Raw genomic sequence first — 15,017 nt, 5'->3', positions numbered from 1 at the left:
TTTACAATCCAACACGCCGCCACAGCCATCTAGGCGGGGTCAGTCCTGACGAGTTCGAGGCAGCGCATCGCCACCCTCGGTCAGGTGTCCACTAAATCCTGGGAACTCCAATCTGACTAGGGCGCATTCCAAATTGATAGCAACAAAGCAGCATGGCGGCTTCTCGGAGCTCGTCATGACCCATGGACTCGCCTGACCTCAATGCGGCATCGTTCAAGTACCTGACTACAGCGGCCTCGTCATTGACAGACAGGAAAGCAACGCCTGAACGAACGGATGCATATTTGTCTATGTAGGGCAGGGGTAGGGCAGAGATGATATCGTTGTATGACTCATCCCAATCTCCAATTCGATACTTTGAAATCACCCTGAGCAAGGTCTTCACGCACAGATACACATCTCGTTGCAGATTTTCTGCAGCCAGCGTTGCCCAGTTTGATTGAACCTTCGTTGGTCCAGCATCGAAGAATTTGGCAACATCGCCCACACTCAGGCGTTTCCCAGCTAGCACGTAATTTGCAGCAGTTCGCGCGGCTAGGTCTGCACCGAGCAGATGCAAAAACGCGTGTTTGAGCAGGGTGATAAGGGCGTCAGAACTCAGATCGAATGAAATCGGGATGATTCGACCATCAGTATGGATATCGAATCGCTCCGAACTTTGCGGGTCACGTATCGTACGGAGCTTGTCTTCGTAGTCGTCGTGGTATCGGATTACGGGCGGCAACCGCGGGAGTTGCGAAGCGAAGCCGCGAAGGATTACTTCGCTGGGAAATTGATCTTGCTCGCGCAGTTGAGGCATTGAAGGCTCCGGGCCGTTATGACGGTATCGCGCTTAGAATTGCGACGCGTTCATCCAGATCTTTGTTCCAGATCGTGGAAAGCCGGTCATCAAACACCGCACGAGCATATCGGGTCGGCATCAGCGAATCCTTGGACCAGCCAAAGAATCCCCGGATCTTCTGCAAAGCTTCATCCATGTGGTCGCCTTGCTGAAGCAGTTGATTCAAACGAACGACTGCGCATGTATGGCGAAGGTCATGCGGCGTCACTGAACTTTTCCCAGTGCGATCCTTCAGCTCCTTAAGAACAAGAGGAGGGAGCGCTCGCGATACCTTGGTGAACATCTTCGTCAGAGACTCCGTCGACAATGGGCTATCCCGCTGAGTGTTCAGAAGGAAAGCGTGATTTGGTTTCCCTCGGTAATTTTCGACGTACACCTGGACTAGTCCAGCCATCACATCACTTACAGGGAGTTGGCGCACAGAGCTTGCGGTCTTGATGCTAGGTCGCGAGTACCTCGGATCATCGTCTTCATCCGAATAGTTGCTTTCTTGCACGTTTAGCCAATAGCGCGAGCGTTGCTGCTTTTTATCGAAACCACTTTTCACGACATCAGCCGCAAGCAGCAGCAGTTCACCTCGCCTAAGTCCTTGGTGAAGCATCAACAGAAAAGCCATGAAGGCTAGCCACCTGGCATGCATCCGCGGGAACGGATTGTTCGCTGAGGAAGGATCCAGAACTTCATACAGCGCCTCAACTACAACACTCGGCAACGAGCGAACCTGGCTCGTTGTCCTTAGCCTTCGGACGTGTAGTTGACCGTAGAGATTGGAAAGTCGATGCAACCGAACTTCGATTGTCTTGAGTCGGTCTATCGGCAGTGTTGTCTTGGACAGCCAGGTGACGATCGAACTTACAAATGAGAACCCGGTTCTCCAGCGTGATTCGTCGGCCAAGCTTATGAAGGCCTGATTGCGGATTGAGACGAACCAGGATTCGAGAATCTCTGCGAGCCGAATGTCGTCAAGATTGCCTAGAGCGTCATCTAGGGAGTTCCTTCCGAACAAGCGGTCTGCGTGGGCATAGAGGCTCTCAACGTAACGAAGCCTCTTGACCTGGCTCGATGAAGCGAGATCAGCGCCCGACATCAATAGCCAGACGTTGCTCCAGTAGCGAGGCAACCTACGGTCATCAACAAGCAATGGGCCGCGGAGTGGACTGGGAACTCGGGGATCAGTGAGCAAACTCAGCACAGGCATATCTCACTAGGGCGCAACATGATTTTTACCATTCATCATGTCGCTGTTGCAGTTCTTGAGGGCTAGAAGGCCTTCTTTACGCAACATCCTTAAATATACCAGAAGTTCGCATAATATAGATTATGACAAACGCTTGATTGAATCGAGCGCTTGAATGAAATGGTGCCAGCCTATAGAGGGGTCGTCTCAGAAAACGGAAAATAAAGCACGCTAAGCCGGTTGCAGCGGCCGTAGCGGCCTGAACTTGCCCGCGCCGATCTTGGCGCTGCTGCGCCAGAGGTAATCGCCGGTCAGGTTGATGTGCTCCCAGCCGAGCGGCGACAGGTACTGCAACAGGCCGTCATCGACGGCTTGACCGTGGCCACGCAAGGCGTTCGCGGCCCGCTCCAGATAGACCGTGTTCCATAGCACGATGGCCGCCGTCACCAGGTTGAGGCCGCTGGCCCGGTAGCGCTGCTGCTCGAAGCTGCGGTCGCGGATTTCCCCCAGGCGGTTGAAGAACACGGCGCGGGCCAGCGCGTTGCGCGCCTCGCCTTTGTTCAGCCCGGCATGCACGCGGCGGCGCAGCTCGACGCTTTGCAGCCAGTCCAGGATGAACAGTGTGCGCTCGATGCGTCCCAGCTCACGCAGGGCGACGGCCAGGCCGTTCTGGCGCGGGTAGCTGCCAAGCTTCCTGAGCATCAGCGAGGCCGTCGCCGTGCCCTGCTTGATCGAGGTGGCCATCCGCAGGATTTCATCCCAATGGGCGCGGACGTGCTTGATGTTGAGCGTGCCGCCGATCATCGGTTTCAACGCCTCGTAGGTGGCATCGCCCTTCGGGATGTAGAGCTTGGTGTCGCCCAGGTCACGAATGCGCGGGGCGAAGCGGAAGCCCAGCAGGTGCATCAACGCGAAGACGTGGTCCGTGAACCCTGCCGTGTCGGTGTAGTGCTCCTCGATCCGCAGGTCGGATTCGTGATACAGCAGGCCGTCGAGCACGTAGGTCGAGTCGCGCACGCCGACGTTCACGACCTTGGTGTGGAACGGCGCGTACTGGTCGGAGATATGGGTGTAGAACGTCCGCCCTGGGCTGCTGCCGTATTTCGGATTGATGTGGCCGGTGCTCTCGGCCTTGCTGCCGGTGCGGAAGTTCTGGCCGTCCGACGATGACGTGGTGCCGTCGCCCCAATGCTCGGCGAAGGGATGTCGGAACTGCGCGTTGACCAGCTCGGCCAGTGCCGCCCCGTAGGTTTCGTCGCGGATGTGCCAGGCTTGCAGCCAGGCCAGCTTGGCGTAGGTCGTGCCGGGGCACGATTCCGCCATCTTGGTCAGGCCCAGGTTGATCGCGTCGGCGAGGATCGTGGTCAGCAACAGGTTTTTGTCCTTGGCCAGGTCGCCTGACTTCAGGTGGGCGAAGTGCCGGGTGAAGCCCGTCCATTCGTCTACCTCCAGCAGCAATTCGGTGATCTTGACGTGCGGTAGGATCATCGCCGTCTGGTCGATCAGGGCCTGTGCGGTATCGGGCACCGCCGCATCGAGCGGCGTGATCTTCAGGCCCGACTCCGTGATGATGGCGTCCGGCAGCTCGTTGGCCAGCGCCATGCGGTTGACGGTGGCGAGCTGCGTTTCCAGCAGCGTCAGCCGGTCATGCAGGTACTGGTCGCAATCGGTGGCCACGGCCAGCGGCAATTCGCTGGCCTGCTTGAGGCTGGCGAATTTCGCGGGCGGCACCAGGTAGTTGTAGCGGCTCGCGTTTGAAAACGGGCGTGCTCGCATTCGACGCCGCTTTCGGCTCGAATTAACTGCAACTGACGGCGCGCTGATGCTCACGCTATCTGCAAACGAGCTTGCAATCGACGGCGGCGGCTCGCATTTCATGGCGGCGTGCTCGAATTAATTGCAAGTGAAATGCCGGGTTCCAAGCTATCCAAAATCAATAGATGCAGTGCCGGCTGCCCGCTAACGCCTCTGAGCGGTCAGACGGGGATTGACCTACGCCGCCTCTCGCACGAGACGGATATCGACTTCTCTGTCAACGTACTTCCATTCCTCTGTTGCACGCAGTTCGGAAAGCAATGCGTTGAACTCAGCCTCATGGGTTGGCGCGAACTCGAACCAATTGAGAAAATCGAACGGTTCATTTTCAGAGAGGTCGCGGCAGTGGTGGAGCTTGCGCGCTACTGCAGGCAAGTAGTTGAGCCCGATTTGGATGTGCTTTGACTTTTCGAAAACGCTCCGGCGCTCGTCTTGCGTGAATTCCCACCAAGCTGCGTTTTTTCGGATCGGTATCAACGCAGCGCAAGTTGCTTCTGGGCGCGCTAGCCCTTGCTGCTTCACCACAATTTCGTTCTTCTCTTCGCGCATGACATACCGTTCATTGCTTGTTATTCCGCGAAGTACCCAGGGTGCATTGGTTTCGGGCTGCAACTCTGAGGCAGATATTACGTTGAGCCTTTTGGCTTCAGGCAGTGACTTGCCAACTATGGTTTCGGTTCCAACGATCCGCCAAAGACCGCTGTCTCCGCCGACGAATGCAAATAATCGTGTATCCATTTCACCCCCTTCATGTGAGTGTGTTAACTTTTTTACAGCCTCAAAAAACCTATCTGCCCATCCCATGCTTGTGCATCATCGTCTCGCCTCGCTTAGCGTAGTATTGCATTACGCTTACCAGCGCCCCCAGTTAAATTGTAAATATAGCATCGAATTGGTCTGTGATACGACCGCCAGAAAATAGCCGTTTGTCGCCATTTCAAAAATTAATTGTACCGTATCGGTACGCCCTAACTAGGCGTCAGGCCGGAACCTTGGGCCGCGTCAGGATAGGGCCGATTCCAGCATTTTCTGACGCCTCGCCGGCAACCTCTAGGGTCTCAACCTGACAGGCCGTACGCTTAACGTACGATTTTTTCCGTTTTCTCTATCGTCCCCATCAAGGCTCTGGCCAGCACGATGCCCTTGTCGGTTTGCATGGCCAGCTCGGTCAGCAACTGGACAGCCTGCCGGTAGTGGCCAATCGTGAACGGCTGGAAGCCGAACACCGTTTGCAGCTCGACCAGGTGCTCGCGTCGGGTCTGCTCACGCTGCCCGTACTCGTCCCAGCTTTCGATGCCGACCTTGAGCTGGTTGGCGACCAGTCTCAGCAATGGCGGGAACGGTGGCTCATCAGCGCCAAGGATGACGCCGGGAAAGCGCAGGTAGCAGAGCTGCACCGCGAAGCCCAGCCGATTGGCCGGGCCGCGCCGCTGCCGGATGATGGAGAGGTCGCTTTCGCTGAACGTGTAGTGACGGATCAACTCATCCTTGGTGTCCGGCAACGCCAGCAGGCTTTCGCGCTCGGCGGCGGAGAGGATCGAACGGCGGGGCATGCGGTTTCCTTCTTCTTGAAAACGTAGGTTTGTGACAAGCCCGCCAAGGCAACCGGCGCGGCACGGGAATCAAGGCATTGCGATTCTCGAAAATAGTTCTTGAAATTCTATTCTTGATTGCATATCATCTCAACGAGTTTCGATAAGAAAGGATGCCCATGCGACCGTCTGTTGTGCTTGACATGAAGCGAAGCGCAGTGCGTGAAGCGGTAGGCCGCTTTCGCGCCGCGAACCCGCGCGTCTTCGGCTCGGTGCTGCATGGCACCGACCGGGATGGCAGCGACCTCGACCTGTTGGTCGATGCGCTGCCCGGTGCCACGTTGTTGGACTTGGGCGATTTGGAAGAAGAACTGAAATCGCTGCTCGGCGTTGACGTCGATCTGCTGACTCCCGGCGACCTGCCGCCGAAGTTCCGGGCCAAGGTGCTCGCGGAGGCGCAACCGATATGAGCGAGAACCGCCTGCCCGATTACCTCGACCACATTCAGCAGGCCGCAACCGATGCGCGCAGCTTCGTGGAAGGGATGGCCAAGGACGACTTCTTGGCCGACAAGCGCACCCAGCAGGCCGTCATCATGAGCCTGATCGTCATCGGCGAGGCGGCCACAAAGGTGATGGATGGCTACGTCGAGTTCACCCAGGCGCATGCCGACGTGCCGTGGCGCAGCATGCGCAATATGCGTAATCGCATGGCTCACGGCTATTTCGACATCAACCTCGATGTGGTGTGGGAGACGGTACAGGAATGGCTGCCGGCGTTGCTCCAGCAATTGCCCGCCGTGCGTCAGGATGCCGACGATGAAGACCGTAACGACAAAGGCATGGAGCCATGACCAATCAAGCCGCCGATGTTCGGCCCCTCTGGCGTGTTCGATCCCGCGACCTATGAGCCGCGCTCGGGCAAGACCTTCTGGATGGCCGCAACGGACGTGAGTTCGCTGGTGGGCAAGGAGGCAGCAGCCGACACGCTCATCGGCAACTGCACGACCGCACGACCAGCCTCCCGTTCAAATTCGAGTTAGAACTCATATCCAGCCTGTCTGGGGGCACTGTGAAAGAGGGATCTCCGATGACTGTTGAATCGAGAATATTTTCTGTAGCCGAGTATGTTCAGCCGTCCGAAGGCGAGCCTATTCGTTCCGTTGTGCTTGAAACCCGAGACTCAATTATCGTGGTTTGGCATGTCCATCCCGGGCAGGAAATTGCGGCTCACATTCATCCTCACGGCCAAGACACGTGGACTGTTTTGTCGGGAATGGCTGATTACTTTCAGGGCAATGGGATTGTTCGTGCCCTCAGGGAAGGTGAGATAGCCGTGGCAAGACCGGGCCAAGTGCACGGGGCGCGAAATACAGGTACCGAGCCATTTGTGTTCGTCTCGGTTGTGGCATCAGCCAATGCCGGTTTCGTATTGGCTGAGCGATAGAGCCCAATCTCTGGAGTTGGTCCAATGAGCGGTCGGGGAGATAGGTAACAGACATGCAGCGGACACGGCTGCTAAACCAGGTCGCAAACCTCCTTGCGTCGCAGCGTGCCGCAAGCGACGCGATCAATCGAATGGGGTCGGCATGAGACTGAACACCATCCAGTTCCCGACCGCGTAGCCGCCTGTCCTGCCGATCAGGTCTTGACCATCGACGCCTGGGATCAGTCCTGAATGTTCTTGGAGACCACTACGTTATGAGCCGCAGCCGCCGCAAAACACCCATCGTCGGGCACACGACCTGCGGCAGCGAGCGCGAGGACAAGAAGCTCTGGCATCAGCGCTGGCGCACCCGTGAGCGCACGGCGCTGACCAGCGCGTCGCCCGAAGCCCTGAGCGCCCATCTGCCCCTGCTGGAAAACCAGGCCAGCAGCGTCTGGTCGATGGGCAAGGATGGCCGCTCCTACTGGCCCGTCAAGCGCCAGGCCGCCACGGCGGATCGCATCGCCAATCACAAGGGACGCAACCCGCAAGAACGCGCCTCCCTGAAAAAGCGCCTGCTGCGCAAGTGGATGAGCAAATGAAGCTCTCCTTCCATCAGCACATTGCGCTGTTCTGGATGATCGGTGCTCCGGGCGTCTTCGCGCCCGTGATCGAGAACGCCAAGCGGCCCGATGCCGGCGCCGTCATGGCGTGGGGTGTCGCGATCGTGGCGGTGATGATCCTCTTCACCCCTTTGCTGCTGCGCTGTCCACCATTCCGGCGCTGGTATGGCCGGACGGATGCGCTGTCGGAGCGGCAGCGCCAGGCGCTTGCCGAGCGCGGCCTGCGCCGCTACTACCAGACCGCTTTCGATGACGGCTACGTGCCCCGCGTGATGCCCTACGTGTGGCGCATCATCTGGACGGTCGGCGGGTTGATGGCTGTGACCGCCGTACTGCCTACCAACACCGGACGGCCAGCCTTCGATGCCTTGGTGGTCTTCTCGACCTGGTATCCGATAGGCGTGATGCTGCTGGTTTTCGCGTCGAGGCCCCTTGGCCGGTTGATTCGCCAAAGAGCACAGGAGCGGCGGAAATGAGCACGTCAACCATCGAGGCGCTGGCCAGCGCCTGGGCAAGGATTGCCGAGGAAGCGGAATTCCCCGCTGACTACGAGGGGACTGCCACACCACAAGCGCATCGGGCTAGCGAAGCTATTCAGGAGCAGATTCGGGAGCGCATCGTCGCCACCAACGACATGCGGCTGTTCAGCCTGCTGCACCTGCTGGGTCAGGCGTCGCTGCGCATGGAGCAAGCGCTGTGGCCGGAGGATTACGAGCGGATGACGCGCGAGGTTGAGGAAGCCCTGCGGCAAGCCACCGACGCCAACGCCAGATCGTACACCCACGAAGAAGTGATGCAGGCGATGCAGGAACGCATCGACCGGGCGCGAGACAAGCCATGTTGATTGGCTATGCGCGCGTCTCGACGCAGGATCAGAACCTGGAGCTGCAACGCGAAGCCTTGAGCAAGGCCGGATGTAAAAAGGTCTTCGAGGACAAGGTGAGTGGCACGCGGGCAGACCGGCCTGGCTTGGCCAAGACGCTCGAAATGCTGCGCGAAGGCGATACTTTGGTCGTCTGGAAGCTCGACCGGCTGGGCCGGTCGGTCAAGCAACTGGTCGATCTGGTCGGCGATCTGCACAAGCACGGTGTCCAGTTCAGGAGCCTCACCGACTCCATCGACACCGGCACACCATCCGGGCGGTTCTTCTTCCACGTCATGGCGAGCCTTGCCGAAATGGAGCGCGAGCTGACCGTCGAGCGCACCCGCGCCGGGCTGGAAGTCGCCAAGCAGCTCGGCCGCAAAGGCGGCCGCAAGCCGAAGATGACCGACAGCAAGATCGAGTCGGCCAAGAAGCTGCTGGCCAGCGGGGTGCCGCCCAAGGACGTGGCCAAGAACCTCGGCGTGTCCATTCCGACGCTGTACCGCTGGGTGCCAGCCTCCACGCACGCTTAGCGTGCTTTATTTTCCGTTTTCTGAGACGACCCCTATAGATGCAGCGCCGCCGCAACTTTTGGCGTAGCTCACGACAAGTAGATTTGGTCGCACAACACCAACGTTGATTGAAGAGGACCGTATGACCACTGAAAAAGAACCTGTTCTTCACCATATCTACACTGATGCAGAGGCCGCGGAGCCGGGGCTCGTTAGGCGCGCCTACCTCAAGGACAACAGCTATTTCGTCGCCCCGTTGATCTGCCTCGCTTTGTGGCCAATTCTCTTGGCGAATATTCAGCTCGCTAATTGGTGGGTAGTGAGTGGCACCCTATTGGTCGGCGCCGCTGCTTTTCATTTCCCGTTCGCAGGGAATACCCTGCGTGCTGCGGACGAAGACCAATTAAAGACCCTGGTAACTCTCACCGATCAGAACCCGGAACTCCGCAACTGGATTGCAGATGCCATCAGCAACGGCAAAACGATTCGCCAGCGCGACATAGATGCAGCTGTCGAATTTCACATGTGGCGCGCCACGATCCGATCTGCCGCTGAACACAAAGAACGCCACGCTGCAGTTCTTCGGAAGCTATCCGGCCAGGACGATCAAGCGCCCTGAACCTTGCCCCTTGGCATCCAGGGCCACTGATAGATGATCGATGGCCAGCTGACAGGCCCATAAGCGATGGGACGAGGCCCCGGCCTACAGAGGTTAGGGCCTCGCGGCGTCAGACCAACACGACGCCCCGCAATGACGGGCGGCATCTCTCATAATTCACGTCGGACGGCCGATCAATGGTGCTTGCGAGAGCTTTCGCCCTCGCTCACATCATCGACACCATCGTTTTGATTTTGGCCGTGACATGCAGGCCATGAAATGGCTCATAAGACAACGTTTTGCGTGCTGGAAGGTCCTTCATTGTCTGCCATCCAACCACCCATCCAGCACGCCCAGTTAGTCAGTCGAGTGCTGCGAACCCAGTTGATAGCATCCCAGCGTTCCAATCTAAGCGCAGTTCGTCCATAGGGATTCTCTAAATACTGGGTGACACGTTGAAACTCGCAAATTTGACCTGCTGTTTGATAGTGGCGTTATCGATCGACGTCAGCACCGCCTCGCAAAGCCGCGTTTCCGGCGTTACTTCGACCACACCAAATCAGGTGCGCTATGACCGGCATACGTGGGCAGATTCCACGTTGGCAGGAGGGAAGCCGCACAACATGGGCGCCACGACGGTGAGGCTCCCTGATCCTTGTGACTCCTATCCTGATCGATGCGTTACAAATCCGCCTTCGGGATCGGGTGGGAACCAAGGCGGTAAGCCTCCATCCTCAGGGATAGTTTGCGCCAGCCGAAATGTCCGCTCGGGCGGCGCATCTTCCGGCAGCCTGCAGTCGCCACAAATGAGCTGTGGTGCCGCCAACATAGGGCAGAAATATTTGGCCTATGCGTCTTGCATCCCCGTGAGCGAAAGCACGTGCAGTGGAGGCGACTTCCTCGGATACGAATGCACTCCAACCGGATGGAAGCCTCCTTACATTGGCGTATACCTGACTGGCGATTGGGCTGCACTTCAGACCCAGGGCGTCCAGGACCTGAGTTATGCTTCCCAGGGTAAATGGCCCACGGGGCCTTATCCCGCGTACTACTCGTATCAATGCAAGGTCCCTTGACTCGCATCAGGGTTCGTCGCAGCAACCGCTAAACACACGCCAGATCTCATGGGGCGAGACGCTGAGGGGCGAGTCTATACCCTATGCAAGAGCTCCCCACCCTCGCCCACTTCCTTGGCGCCGCCACCGTTGATCCGATCCCGCGCCCTCGCCCTCTGGCCGGCGTGCATGCTCGCCTAGGCTTCCCGTCGCCCGCAGAGGACTTCCTGGACGACACGATCGACATCAACAACTGGCTTGTCCGCAACGCGGCCGCCACGTTTTTCTACAGGGCCGACGGCTGGTCGATGCTAATGGCCGGCATCTGTGATGGAGACCTGCTGGTGGTCGACCGCTCAGTCACCCCTCACGACGGCGATCTGGTGCTCGCCATCTGGGATGGCAACCAACCCTCTTGTAAGGTGCTGAAGATATGTGGCGACCACATCGAGCTGCATTCTGCACACCCGGAACACCGTCCGATCGTGCTTGAGCAGGAAACCCAAGTCGAGGTCTTTGCTGTCACCGGCGTTGCACGCCAGATCCAGCGGAGGTACGGCAGTGTTCGCCATCCTGGACGGAAATAATTTTTTCGCATCCTGCGAACAGATCTTTCAGCCGCATCTGCGCGGCAAGCCTCTGGTTGTGCTGAGCAACAATGATGGTTCCGCAATTGCACGATCGGCTGAAGCCAAAGCCCTCGGCATCAAGATGGGACAACCCGCTCATGAGCTGAAGGATCTTGTGCGTAGGCACGGGCTGCACATGCGGTCCGCGAACTTCGCCCTGTACGGCGACATGAGTGGGCGGATGGTGTCGATCCTTCGCGATTCAGTGCCGCGGGTTGAGGTCTACAGTATCGACGAGTCCTTCCTCGACCTGTCCGGCATCAGGGACCGCACCGCGCTCGCGTACACCCTTCGCGAACGTGTGCATCGCTGGACGGGCATAGCGAACTGCATCGGCATCGGCCCAACCAAGACGCTGGCCAAGATGGCCAACAAGCTCGCGAAGACGTCGGGAGGTGTCGTGGACCTTTCTGACCCCACCGCGCACGAGGAGGCATTCGCGAGATTCCCCGCATCCGACCTATGGGGGGTCGGCCACCGCTGGGCAGCCAAGCTGTCATCTATGGGCATCACTACCGCGTCCCAGGTGCGCGATGCCCGGCCAGACCTGATCCTCGAGCACTTCGGAGTCGTACTCCACCGAACGCAGCGCGAGCTTCAGGGCTACCCCTGCCAGGGCCTTGAAGACGTCGAGCCTGACCGCCAGCAGATCATGGTCAGCCGCTCCTTCGGCGAACGGGTAGACGATCACCAGGCGATCGCGGAGGCCCTAGCGACCTTCACCGTTCGTGCGTGCGAGAAGCTCCGACAGCGAGGCCTTGTCGCCTCAGCGCTGTGGGTGTTTGCCTATACCGACCCATTCCGTCCTGAGATGGGTCAGCACCACCCCCGCCGAACGGCCGAACTGTCGGCGCCCACCAACGACACCCGCGTGGTGCTCTCTGCTCTACGGGAAATGCTGCGCGGCATGCTCCGCAATGGATACAGCTACAAGAAGGCCGGGGTATGCCTAATCGATCTGGCTAAGCCCGGGGAGCTGCAGGGAGACCTGTTCTCGCCGGCGACAGTTGGCGATGCGGCATTGATGTCCACGCTGGACGCCATCAACCGTAAGTTCGGCCGCGGCACTGCCGGCCTCGGGGCTACGGGCTGGCAGGACAAGCCGGCCTGGAGGATGCGACAACAACAACTTTCCCCCCACTACACGACGCGAATCAGCGACCTCCCGCGCGCTTCCTGCTAGTCGACCAAAAATAACCATCAATTCTCTTGGAATTGACGAACTAAATGGAAGCAATTCTCAACCTCATGGCTTCTCGACGCGGTAGCCTGCGTGCAAAAGAACTGCCCGGCAAAGCTCCATAAAAGCAGTGATGGAGAGGTCGTGCTTCGCGTCATTGGTCCGCCAGCCACAAATCTTGAAACTGGCCGCAATTGCGGCTGCATCAACATGGTCTACAGTTGGCAATAGCGCGAATCCGGCTTTGTATCCGTGGCGCCCCTCCTTCGATGCTTCGTTGTCGTAGGTGCTGATCAACAACCAGTTAAGCGCCTCGCCGGTGTATGCATCCATACCGTTCGACTCCAGCACAGCTGCGTGTATCGCTTCTCGGTACCCCGCCCCCGTGCACGTATGGCCCCGAAGCCGATCGCGCTTCACGTGTGCCCGCGCTTTCAGGAACAACCACCGCTGGTAAACCCCTTCAGTGACGATGGTTTCAAGAAATGCAGGGAGACTATGCTTCTTCCCAGAGTGTGGAATCACTTTTTCAACTACCTCCCCAAGTTGAGGCTTCGCAGGTTGCCCAAGCCTATTGCATCCCATTCTGGCCAAGTCGGCGGTGAATAAATAGACGACCTGCTGGAGCACACTAAGCCTAGTGGACGCCCCACCCTCTCATTCTTGCGCAATCACATTAAAGTGACGCGTCGCATTAATAGGATGGACCATCCTCGCGTGGGCATCCGCTGATGGCGGAAGCTTGCAGCAAGTACCTTCGGCTTCCAACGTACCTCGGTATCAGTCGCATACCCTGACCTCGAGGTGCAATTTCCTCGCTGCACACGGCGTAGCAATCTTCGGCAACACACTTGAGCTTGGGTAGATCGAGGTACATGCTGTAGGCATTGGCAAGCAGCTTTACGCGCAGCAAATATCTCAGGATGTCTCTGTCTAGGCCATGCGGTTGGAGTGAGCTGCTTAACAGCTCTTTCGATCCGCCGTTGTTTCGCAACACATCTACTTCAAGTGTTAGCGTTCCCCCTCAACTTGGTAGCTTACTCATGAGATTAATGACCAGTCTCCTCGTAATATTATCCACTCTGATTTCTTCCGCCGCATTTGCTCAAACATACGCATATGGCCCTTCCGAGGTGACACTTTACGGAACACTCATCTCTGCGCCAGGAGAAACGCCTGATGGCGCCAAAATTACTTACCCGGCACTTGAGTTGGTGCTTCCAATAACAGTCAGCTCAACTCCCGGCGACGAACTTTTTGAGCCAACAGAAAAAGGCGTGATGCTAATCCACCTTGCTCTTGACAAAGAGACAGCGGATCAGTTTGTGCAGCTCAAGGGCCGCCGCATTGCAGCTACTGGAAATCTATTCCATTCCGACAATGGCCACCATCAAACTGATGTCTTGCTGCTAGTCAAAGCTCTCTCTGCTGCTAGATAAGCAGAGAGGGCAAACAGTTCATTGAGGCTGATGTCACTACACGGTTCGGCTATTCCTGGCCATAGGGCGCCATTGACTAAAAGCCGCTGCTTGACAGCCTACTCAATCCGGTTCCTTCAAGCTGAAGCGTAGCTCGCCCTTTTCCTCTCGTGCAATCGTCAAAGAACTATGCAAATCCTTCCGCTAGATCCCGTAAGGGCAGACACTTGGTCCGAAACTCTGCGTGCGAAGTTGATCGCTTCTCGACAGTGGTCTGAGCCTTGGTTCAACGAGAGTCCCGGAAGGGCCGGCGCCTATGACCAGCTACACGATATTTTGACCCCTGAGCTACGCCGCTACGCTCTTCGTGGTTGGCACTGCACGCGACTACTTGATGCTGAAGTCTGTGAAATCCGCCAAGACGGGCTTCATGTGCTGTCTGAGGACTTGCTGCTAAATCGAATTGACGCGGCGCAGGTAGCGGGTGAGCTAACAAATGAGGTGGCAGATCGGTTACGAGTCAGCCACGTAGCGGCACACCGGAATCGTAAGGGACAACTCTGGTTCGGGTTCACGAGTGACTTACCAGATGAGTCGGCGATTGGCCCTCTTCTGCGAAACTGGGGTGGTGAAGCCATGTACTGGGCGCATACGAATGACAGGATAATTGCGGATGTCTTGCAGAACCTAGGGCGACCCACGGTTATCGAAGCTTGGGTGCCAATATCCAGCCTGGGAACAGTTCAAGTGCTTGTGGATTTGGTTTGCCAAGTGGATCTAGAGTCCGCTGGATTGTTTGATCGCTCTGAGGTCGTGAAATACGAGGCTTACTCGACAGAACCTATTCCAGCGGAGAACATCATTGCAATCGACCAGCATCCTGGAACGGAATTTGAGCGCCGTACCCGTTGCCTGACATGGAGAGAGGCGTTGAAGTAGACGGCAACAGACCAACTAGGGGCTACCTGGGAACGTCACATCGGCACTTTCGCCCACTGTCCCCTTTTGACCGCAAGTAGATCTGTCGGGGCGGCCCTCATTTCTACTCCGCCGTCTCACCCAGCCCCCTTTCGCCGCCTGGTCGACGCACCTTAGGTACGTATCTTGAGCTCCTCAGTCACGTGTTTAACCTTCGCCAGAGCGCCTGGAATCGTAGTCCTGAGCTGCCGACGAGTGAAATCGCTCATGTTCAGAACTCCGAGAGATCGACTTGGCCGAGGACCGTCCGCAGATCAAGCTTCTGGAGTTCCCAGGATTTAGTGGACACCTGACCGAGGGTGGCGATGCGCTGCCTCGAACTCGTCAGGACTGACCCCGCCTAGATGGCTGTGGCGGCGTGTTGGATTGTAA

The 15,017-nt window shown here is 57.8% G+C and carries 15 protein-coding genes and 2 pseudogenes; 11 read left to right on the top strand and 6 right to left on the bottom strand.

The window, feature by feature from the left end; all coding sequences use genetic code 11:
- Positions 1–91: 91 nt before the first annotated feature.
- The 5 genes and pseudogenes from ACVOLS_RS20045 to ACVOLS_RS20025 form a co-directional block, all read right to left on the bottom strand.
- Positions 92–799: a hypothetical protein gene (locus ACVOLS_RS20045; protein WP_481547086.1), complete on the bottom strand. Its 708-nt coding sequence runs from the start codon at positions 797–799 to the stop codon at positions 92–94.
- A gap of 16 nt (positions 800–815) precedes the next feature.
- The gene (locus ACVOLS_RS20040; protein WP_481547085.1) at positions 816–1,457 is read right to left on the bottom strand and encodes a tyrosine-type recombinase/integrase; all 642 of its coding nucleotides are present in this window, start codon (positions 1,455–1,457) and stop codon (positions 816–818) included.
- Positions 1,458–2,249: 792 nt separating this feature from the next.
- Positions 2,250–3,758: pseudogene (locus tag ACVOLS_RS20035) on the bottom strand (Tn3-like element ISPa38 family transposase); the annotation flags it as partial.
- A gap of 252 nt (positions 3,759–4,010) precedes the next feature.
- Positions 4,011–4,571, bottom strand: coding sequence for a chlorite dismutase family protein (locus tag ACVOLS_RS20030; protein WP_002718009.1), 561 nt, complete (start codon positions 4,569–4,571; stop codon positions 4,011–4,013).
- A 347-nt stretch (positions 4,572–4,918) separates the two neighbouring features.
- A pseudogene (locus ACVOLS_RS20025) lies at positions 4,919–5,386 on the bottom strand (DUF4158 domain-containing protein); the annotation flags it as partial.
- Between the two features lie 158 nt (positions 5,387–5,544).
- On the opposite strand from ACVOLS_RS20025, the gene ACVOLS_RS20020 reads away from it, so the two are divergent.
- From ACVOLS_RS20020 to ACVOLS_RS19975, 10 genes are all read left to right on the top strand, one after another.
- Complete coding sequence (locus tag ACVOLS_RS20020; RefSeq protein WP_001247892.1) at positions 5,545–5,835, top strand: nucleotidyltransferase family protein; 291 nt, start codon at positions 5,545–5,547, stop codon at positions 5,833–5,835.
- Positions 5,832–6,218 (top strand): HepT-like ribonuclease domain-containing protein, encoded by a 387-nt coding sequence (locus tag ACVOLS_RS20015; RefSeq protein ID WP_003100872.1) that lies wholly within the window; start codon positions 5,832–5,834, stop codon positions 6,216–6,218. The genes ACVOLS_RS20020 and ACVOLS_RS20015 overlap by 4 nt, the downstream gene beginning before the upstream one ends.
- Positions 6,219–6,454: 236 nt before the next feature.
- Entirely contained in the window at positions 6,455–6,811 is a 357-nt protein-coding gene (locus tag ACVOLS_RS20010; RefSeq protein ID WP_003465043.1) for a cupin domain-containing protein, read from the top strand.
- Between the two features lie 254 nt (positions 6,812–7,065).
- Entirely contained in the window at positions 7,066–7,392 is a 327-nt protein-coding gene (locus ACVOLS_RS20005; protein ID WP_003100858.1) for a hypothetical protein, read from the top strand.
- Positions 7,389–7,889, top strand: a complete 501-nt coding sequence (locus tag ACVOLS_RS20000) for a hypothetical protein (RefSeq protein ID WP_003100856.1) — start codon at positions 7,389–7,391, stop codon at positions 7,887–7,889. Before ACVOLS_RS20005 ends, ACVOLS_RS20000 begins: the two co-directional genes overlap by 4 nt.
- Positions 7,886–8,257, top strand: a complete 372-nt coding sequence (locus ACVOLS_RS19995) for a hypothetical protein (RefSeq protein WP_003100853.1) — start codon at positions 7,886–7,888, stop codon at positions 8,255–8,257. The genes ACVOLS_RS20000 and ACVOLS_RS19995 overlap by 4 nt, the downstream gene beginning before the upstream one ends.
- A complete protein-coding gene (locus ACVOLS_RS19990) occupies positions 8,251–8,808 on the top strand; it encodes a recombinase family protein (protein WP_003100847.1) in 558 nt (185 codons plus the stop codon). The genes ACVOLS_RS19995 and ACVOLS_RS19990 overlap by 7 nt, the downstream gene beginning before the upstream one ends.
- A 121-nt stretch (positions 8,809–8,929) precedes the next feature.
- Positions 8,930–9,406 carry a hypothetical protein gene (locus ACVOLS_RS19985; RefSeq protein ID WP_481547084.1) on the top strand — a complete coding sequence of 159 codons (477 nt, stop codon included), beginning with the start codon at positions 8,930–8,932 and terminating at the stop codon, positions 9,404–9,406.
- Between the two features lie 1,138 nt (positions 9,407–10,544).
- Positions 10,545–11,027, top strand: a complete 483-nt coding sequence (locus ACVOLS_RS19980; RefSeq protein ID WP_481547083.1) for a LexA family protein — start codon at positions 10,545–10,547, stop codon at positions 11,025–11,027.
- Complete coding sequence (locus ACVOLS_RS19975; protein WP_481547082.1) at positions 11,002–12,252, top strand: Y-family DNA polymerase; 1,251 nt, start codon at positions 11,002–11,004, stop codon at positions 12,250–12,252. Before ACVOLS_RS19980 ends, ACVOLS_RS19975 begins: the two co-directional genes overlap by 26 nt.
- Before the next feature lie 63 nt (positions 12,253–12,315).
- On the opposite strand, the gene ACVOLS_RS19970 is transcribed toward ACVOLS_RS19975, so the two are convergent.
- Complete coding sequence (locus tag ACVOLS_RS19970; RefSeq protein ID WP_481547081.1) at positions 12,316–12,582, bottom strand: hypothetical protein; 267 nt, start codon at positions 12,580–12,582, stop codon at positions 12,316–12,318.
- 719 nt (positions 12,583–13,301) lie between these two features.
- Between ACVOLS_RS19970 and ACVOLS_RS19965 the strand changes: the two genes are divergently transcribed.
- On the top strand, positions 13,302–13,688 hold the full coding sequence (locus tag ACVOLS_RS19965; protein ID WP_481547080.1) for a DUF4431 domain-containing protein: 387 nt from the start codon (positions 13,302–13,304) through the stop codon (positions 13,686–13,688).
- Positions 13,689–15,017 lie beyond the last annotated feature (1,329 nt).

It is taken from the genome of Stenotrophomonas sp. STEN038 (assembly GCF_056759895.1).
Note: the sequence above shows the minus strand (reverse complement) of the source record. Positions and strands in the feature narration are given on the sequence as shown.

Coding starts and splice junctions, on each gene's coding strand:
- ACVOLS_RS20030 (WP_002718009.1), bottom strand. CDS start 4,571: ATGGATACACGATTATTTGCATTCGTCGGCGGAGACAGCGGTCTTTGG.
- ACVOLS_RS20015 (WP_003100872.1), top strand. CDS start 5,832: ATGAGCGAGAACCGCCTGCCCGATTACCTCGACCACATTCAGCAGGCC.
- ACVOLS_RS19990 (WP_003100847.1), top strand. CDS start 8,251: ATGTTGATTGGCTATGCGCGCGTCTCGACGCAGGATCAGAACCTGGAG.
- ACVOLS_RS20000 (WP_003100856.1), top strand. CDS start 7,389: ATGAAGCTCTCCTTCCATCAGCACATTGCGCTGTTCTGGATGATCGGT.
- ACVOLS_RS20045 (WP_481547086.1), bottom strand. CDS start 799: ATGCCTCAACTGCGCGAGCAAGATCAATTTCCCAGCGAAGTAATCCTT.
- ACVOLS_RS19980 (WP_481547083.1), top strand. CDS start 10,545: ATGCAAGAGCTCCCCACCCTCGCCCACTTCCTTGGCGCCGCCACCGTT.
- ACVOLS_RS19985 (WP_481547084.1), top strand. CDS start 8,930: ATGACCACTGAAAAAGAACCTGTTCTTCACCATATCTACACTGATGCA.
- ACVOLS_RS19995 (WP_003100853.1), top strand. CDS start 7,886: ATGAGCACGTCAACCATCGAGGCGCTGGCCAGCGCCTGGGCAAGGATT.
- ACVOLS_RS20020 (WP_001247892.1), top strand. CDS start 5,545: ATGCGACCGTCTGTTGTGCTTGACATGAAGCGAAGCGCAGTGCGTGAA.
- ACVOLS_RS20040 (WP_481547085.1), bottom strand. CDS start 1,457: ATGGCTTTTCTGTTGATGCTTCACCAAGGACTTAGGCGAGGTGAACTG.
- ACVOLS_RS20010 (WP_003465043.1), top strand. CDS start 6,455: ATGACTGTTGAATCGAGAATATTTTCTGTAGCCGAGTATGTTCAGCCG.
- ACVOLS_RS19965 (WP_481547080.1), top strand. CDS start 13,302: ATGACCAGTCTCCTCGTAATATTATCCACTCTGATTTCTTCCGCCGCA.
- ACVOLS_RS20005 (WP_003100858.1), top strand. CDS start 7,066: ATGAGCCGCAGCCGCCGCAAAACACCCATCGTCGGGCACACGACCTGC.
- ACVOLS_RS19970 (WP_481547081.1), bottom strand. CDS start 12,582: ATGGATGCATACACCGGCGAGGCGCTTAACTGGTTGTTGATCAGCACC.